Below are 6,595 nucleotides of genomic sequence, written 5' to 3' on the forward strand. Positions count from 1 at the left end.
CTATCAGCCGATTCAACGTCACAAAAAGAATGATTTTGTGATTCCAATTTCCGGCACGAGGCGCGCCATGCTAGCCGCCACGCCCCGCCCCACATGAGGTAGCCAGGCCTCTCCCCAAGATCAGACCCGCGTTGCGCGCACGCACATTAAAAATTTCTCAAATGGGCCTAAAGCAAAATTGGGTAGCGCCGATAACAGGGGTAACGGCCACGGGGCCGTTGCAGCAGGATCCGGCATTACCTGCCTTCGCGCAGCGGATCAGGCCCAAATTGCCCTCTCATGTGAGAAAGGAATACGACAATGGCAGTTATCAATACCAACATCACCTCGCTGATCGGTCAGCAGAACCTGAACAAGTCCCAGAGCTCGCTGTCCACCGCCATGGAGCGTCTCTCTTCCGGCCTGCGCATCAACAGCGCCGCTGATGATGCCGCTGGCCAGGCCATCGCCAACCGCATGAGCAGCCAGATCACTGGTCTGTCTCAGGCACAGCGTAACGCCAACGACGGTATCTCCGTTGCCCAGACCACTGAAGGCGCCCTGAACCAGGTCAACGACAACCTGCAGCGCATTCGTGAGCTGACCGTACAAGCCCAGAACGGCACCAACTCTCAGGATGACCTGAACTCCATCCAGAACGAGATCGGTCAGCGTCTCACCGAGATCAACCGCATCTCCGACGAGACCAGCTTCAACGGTGTCGATGTCCTCGCCAAGAACGAAGATCTGAAAATCCAGGTCGGCGCCAACGACGGCGAGACCATCGAAATCAGCCTCAAAGAAATCAATGCCAAAACCCTCGGCCTCGACGATTTCAACGTCAATGGCGCTGTGGGTACCGTTGCGCAGTCAACTGGCGATACAGGTACCATGGCAACTCAGCTTGGCCTGGATGGAAGCGACTTCGGTACAGCAGCAGGCTCTTCTAGCTTTGCAGATGTTGTTGGTGCCGCTGAAACGACTGCAGCTAAGGCCATCGATGTTGAAGGCTTCACTGCAAGTACTGCAGCCGGTTCTCTACAGATGGATGAAGCTGGTAACTTCTTCATTGAAGGCACCGATGCAGATGGTGTTACTGCCTATGTCGCCGCTGAAGTCACTGTAGATGTTGATGAGACTACTGGAGAGGTGACCGGCCTGTCGGTTACCACGGGTGACACGATGGTGGGTAGTCGTTCTGACAGCCCGCTGGCTTCTCTGGATAAAGCGCTGAGCGATGTGGACAGTCTACGTTCTGATCTCGGTGCCATCCAGAACCGATTCGATAGTGCCATCACCAACCTGAACACGACCGAGACCAACCTGACTTCTGCACGTTCACGCATCGAAGATGCCGATTATGCGGATGAGGTCTCCAACATGACTCGCGCCCAGATTCTGCAGCAGGCTGGTACATCCGTACTGGCCCAGGCAAACCAGACGCCGCAGTCTGTGCTCTCCCTGCTGCAGTAATGCCCCCCAGGTAGTCTTTGTCGTACTAATGAAGCGGGCCCATTCGGGCTCGCTTTTTTAGTGATACTTCTCGTTTTTTCCGCAAAAGACGCAAAAGCCTCCCCTTCGAATGGCTTTTCCTCTCTTTAGCATGATGGCATCGCTTTATAGTGGCGGTATCGACCATTGTCATCGTGCGATCCCTATGCCCAAGAAACGCCAACGCCGCCCAGCAAGTGCCAACGACAGACTCACGTTATCTCAAGCCCGCAAGCAGACCCACCGCCACCCTACGGACCCCGACGCATGGCTTGCATTAGCTAGGCTGCAGGCTGGCCAGAAAGAGTTCGATGACGCCAGAGCCTCATTGGAGCAAGCGCGGAAATTGCGCCCTAGTCATCATGAACAAGAAGAGTGGCTCGGCCATGTCGCCCACAAGCAGCATCGCCTGCAAGACGCGCTTCAACATCTCCGGGAGGCACAGGCGCTGGAGCCGGGCTCCACATTCGGCCTGGTAACACTTGCTTCTCTCTACCTCGAACTCGGTGGGCCACAACAGGCTCTCGAATACGCCCAACAAGCCTGGCAAGCCGAGCCTAAGAATATGCGGGTCATGGACGTGCTTGCCAGCAGCCTGAGTGCGCTTTATCGCTATGACGAAGCCATACAGATATTCGACCATCTGACTGACTTGGCGCCAGACCAATTCGTACATTGGAACAATGCAGGCAACATGCGTCGAGAACTGGGCCTGCTGGACGAGGCATATCGCTGCTATCAAAAAGCCAGCGAGCTGGCGCCGCACAACGCCATAGCCTATTCCAATCATCTGACGGCACTGCACTACGATCCTCGCGCCAGCCGCGCCGAAATTGCCGCCTTTGCCAAATCCTGGGAAAAGCGCTTTGCACCCAAAGCGGATGCACTCCCATCTCGGCCAACAGATGCCGTCAAATCCTACCAACGCCCGTTAAACGTCGGCCTGCTCTCGGATGGCTTCCGCAAGCATCCCGTAGGCAAGATGATCGTGCGTTGCCTGGAAAACCTACCGCCAAACCAATTGGAACTAGTTGCCTATACCAGTAGCGAAGTCAACGATTCGCTGACACGCCGTATCAAGCCGCTGATGCAAAAATGGCGCTCCATCCAACACCTGAGCGATGACGACCTCATCCAGCTGATTCGCGATGATGAAATCGATATTCTCATCGATCTTTCAGGCCATAATGCCGGTACGCGTATGCGTGCGATTGCCATGCAACCGGCGCCATTGATCGTCAAATGGGTCGGCGGGCTGATCAATACCACGGGTGTGCAAGCCATCGACTACCTGATCAGCGATCATGTCGAGACGCCCGAAGGCGAAGACGAGTACTACACCGAGAAACTCATTCGCCTGCCGGGTGATTACATCGTTTTCGAGCCGCCCGAGGATTTGCCCGCATTGGGCGAACTGCCGGCAAAGCGAAACGGCTACGTCACCCTGGCATGCTTCAATAACCCCACCAAGCTCAATGATGTCACGCTCAAGCAGTGGGCGAGCATCATGCACGAGTTGCCTGATTCCCGTTTGCTGCTCAAGGGGCGCCCCTATACCAGCGAGAGCTTCTGCGAGCGCCTTTACACCCTGCTGGAAAACGAAGGCATCGCTCGCGAGCGTTTGATCATCGAGGGGCCGGGCACCAATCATGAGATGCTAGACGCCTACAATCGCGCGGATATCGCTCTCGACCCCTGGCCCTATTCGGGCGGTTTGACGACCTGCGAAGCCTTCATCATGGGAGTGCCCGTGGTCACGCTCCCCGGCCCGACTTTCGCTGGCCGCCACAGCGCGACGCACCTGGTGAACGCCGGCATGCCGGAACTGGTGGTCAATAGCTGGGAGGAGTACCGCGCCCGCGTGATCGGACTTGCCAGCGACCTTGATAGCCTGAGCACCATTCGTCAGCACCTGCGTGATGTATTGCTGCAATCCCCGGTATGCGACGGCCCGCGATTCGCCAAACATTTCACCGACGCCATGCGCGCCATCTGGCAGCGTTACTGCGATGACAAGGCCCCCACCGCCCTCACATTCAACAAGGAAGGCGAAGCCCGGTTCGAGGACGAAGACGCGCCGGTGAACATCCATTACGCCGAGGCCCCCGCGGACAACTCGAGATTTCAGTGGCAATTCGAAGGCAAGCTCATCGCCGTGGACAACGGCGGACAACTGCTTGAAAGCGACGTCGTTCGCCAGTTGTTGCAGAAGGAGGTACTCGAGCTGATCGCCTTCGACCCCAGCAGCCAGGCACTGGATACCTCGCTCAAGCAATACAAAGGCGTGCATTACTATCCCAATGCGACACTGGGAGACGGCCAGCCAGGCCAACTGTATGCCTGTCTCGATCCCAATTTGAGCGCGAGCCTGGCGCCCCTGGGCGACGAGCACCAGCCCGAGGCCATCCGTAAAGGCAGCCAGGTACTCACCCGGCTACCGCTCAACACCATCGCGTTGGATAGCATCCAGGGCCTGCCCGCCATCGACTGGCTGGTACTGGATGCGCTGAACGACGCCGCTGCGATCCTCGACAACGGCACCCAGGCGCTGAAAGAGACCCTGCTGCTCCAGGTGGAGGTCGCGTTTCAGCCCACCCACGAACGCCAACCCAACCTGGCGGAACTGCAACACTGGGCAAGCCGAAACGGTTTTCGGTTTTATCGGCTACACGAGCCGCAACACCGCAGCCACCTCCCCGAGGACATACCGGAGACGCAACGTCAGGCTACCGAGCTGACAAGTGCCGATGCACTGCTGTTGCCCAGCCACGCCCGAATGGAAACGCTCTCCGATAATCAGCGCACGCGGCTCGCGTTTTTGCTGCACACGGCTTATGGCGTGAAGGATATGGCGTATGCCCTATTAGCCTCTTTTACCGGAGGTAAAAAAGCAGAAAAGTATCTAGCGAAAGAAAACTTAGCAGTAAACACCAACACACCTGAAACCCCATCTCAGCTAAACTCATCGCAAGATCTCAAATCGGTTTTGGAGGAATCCGAACACTTTTACCTTCAATCCAAAGAGCAACTGGAAGAGACAGTTTCCAAATATGAAAAAGCACTAACCCAAGACCCCAGAGACAATATCTCATTCTTCTTATTAATCCAAGCAATCAAAGCAAAACCGGCTATTGAACACTCACTTGATGAAAAATTAAAGAGTATTGGCTGGAGCGACAAACGCTCTATCTTCCAATACTGGTTCAGTTATCATGAAGTGATTTCTAAAGTAGAATCTCCAAGAATCAGCATCATCGTTGTAAGCGCAGTACCGAACAAAAAAGTTTTAGAGTGCTTGAAAGCGCTAAATTCGCAAGGAAAAAACATCGCTCAAATCATTTTTGTCAGCAATGGTCCATGCAAAGATGACTTTCCGCTTCTGAATAGCTACGTGAATAACTACATACAGCTAAAGGGTAATGCTGGTGCTTCACATGGGCGTAATGTAGGTGCATTATTTGCCAATTCACCATTGCTACTGTTTGTTGACGATGATGGATTGCCAGAAAAAGATTTTATTAGTTCGCACATAGCCGCTCATGCTAACAATAATATTTTATCTGTTAGGGGAAAGTGCCTTCCTTTCGAAGAAGGTACAATACCGCCTCATTACAATCCATCAAAAACACCTTGTATTATGCCAGTAAATTTAGAGGGAAACTCTTCTTATAAATCTATTCAGTTTTATGCTATAGGCGGCTGGGAAGATCGGATTATGTATGGTCACGAAGGGTTAGAACTGGCCTATAGGTTACTCAAGCTTGACTATGATCAAAGCAGACAAATATATCATCCGAAGCCATGCCTAAGGCATAATTATTATCATGGCAGCGCTCACCTTGAAACCAAGATGCAACGCTTGGCAGCGTCTTCCTTTCTCATCAGTCATATTGCCCCTGGATGGGACAAGGTTAAATGGGAAAGCAATAAAACCAGCCATAAAAAAAGAAATAATAAGCCTGCACAGGTATGGCTGCGAGACAAAAATGCGTTAGATCTCAACTATATGATAGTTGGTTGCGGAAGAAGTGGAACCAAATCTATGGCTGAGTTATTGACAAAATCAGGATTAAACATTGTTCACGAAAACTATTTTCGCTGGAACTTAGGCACGGGGAACAAATGGGCGCCTGGCTCCATTACAAACACATTCAATAAAGAATATGTTGCCAGCCTCAAGGTACCCTTCGAACTAGACGGAGAGTCCTCATGGCTCGCCGCGCCATTTATTGACATGTTTTCGGATGAAACAAAGTTTATATATTTAGTTCGCGACCCCATTAAGGTCATAAGCTCTTTCTATGATTTAGGTGTTATGCATAAAAATTCTTTATCGCCAAGTATACGCTTCGCTCAAGAAATTTTTAGCGACATAAACACAGACGATGAACTGTATAACTCCATTTCCTATTACTTCTTATGGAACAATTTGATTTCAGAAAAGATCAAGAAAAAAAAGAGCATAATCTTAAACATTGAAAGTCTAGACACAAAGAGAGCAGAAGATTTTCTTGGAATCAAACTTAATGAAACACCCCATTTGAATACAAAATTTAGCGAAAAAATAAAAAGAATTGAAAAAGGCAGAATATTAGAAACTATTGAGAGAAGCTCTAAATTCAGCAAGCAATTCGCCGAGACCATAGCGCTGATAAACAAAATCTCGCCGGACCTGTAAATACGTTCATCTCTAGCTGCGGCTAACTGTGCAGCTAGAGATGAATTAATAAACCCTTCCCACCTCAAGAACACATATCCATAATTTTAATACTTCCAATAGCAGGGTTAAAAAATCTTGGATACTGCATCATTTTTTACAAAATACACACAAAAAGATATTTTTAAATAAATTTAATGTTACAACTGCAATATACAAATACTAGAGCATAGCACTCTTAACGCGACGGAATTTCACACTGACAAAAGAAAAAGATAGTAACGATATAAAGGCAGTTCAAGAATTTCTAAGCGATTACACTCATCATTCTCTAAACCATTGCGCTCTTTTAGCTATCGATGGGGAACGGGCACGCTGCCTTTCGAAATCCTCAACAAAATGAAATACGTTATTTAATCATAGTTGCAAAAACTCGGATAGCGTTTCAGCGTCTGTTCCAGGTCCTCG

2 protein-coding genes are annotated in these 6,595 nt (G+C 50.9%); both read left to right on the top strand.

Translation table 11 applies throughout. The features are described from left to right. Window positions 1–300 precede the first annotated feature (300 nt). Window positions 301–1,452, top strand: coding sequence for a FliC/FljB family flagellin (locus CCD76_RS14965; protein ID WP_087720259.1), 1,152 nt, complete (start codon window positions 301–303; stop codon window positions 1,450–1,452). 184 nt (window positions 1,453–1,636) lie between these two features. Then, entirely contained in the window at window positions 1,637–6,148 is a 4,512-nt protein-coding gene (locus CCD76_RS14970) for an O-linked N-acetylglucosamine transferase family protein (RefSeq protein WP_179208941.1), read from the top strand. The last annotated feature ends 447 nt before the right edge of the window (window positions 6,149–6,595 follow it).

The sequence above is a fragment of the Salinicola salarius genome (assembly GCF_002179555.1).
GTDB classification, from domain to species: domain Bacteria; phylum Pseudomonadota; class Gammaproteobacteria; order Pseudomonadales; family Halomonadaceae; genus Salinicola; species Salinicola salarius_A.

Excerpts from the sequence above, each read along its gene's own strand:
- CCD76_RS14965 (WP_087720259.1), top strand. The coding sequence starts at position 301 with ATGGCAGTTATCAATACCAACATCACCTCGCTGATCGGTCAGCAGAAC.
- CCD76_RS14970 (WP_179208941.1), top strand. The coding sequence starts at position 1,637 with ATGCCCAAGAAACGCCAACGCCGCCCAGCAAGTGCCAACGACAGACTC.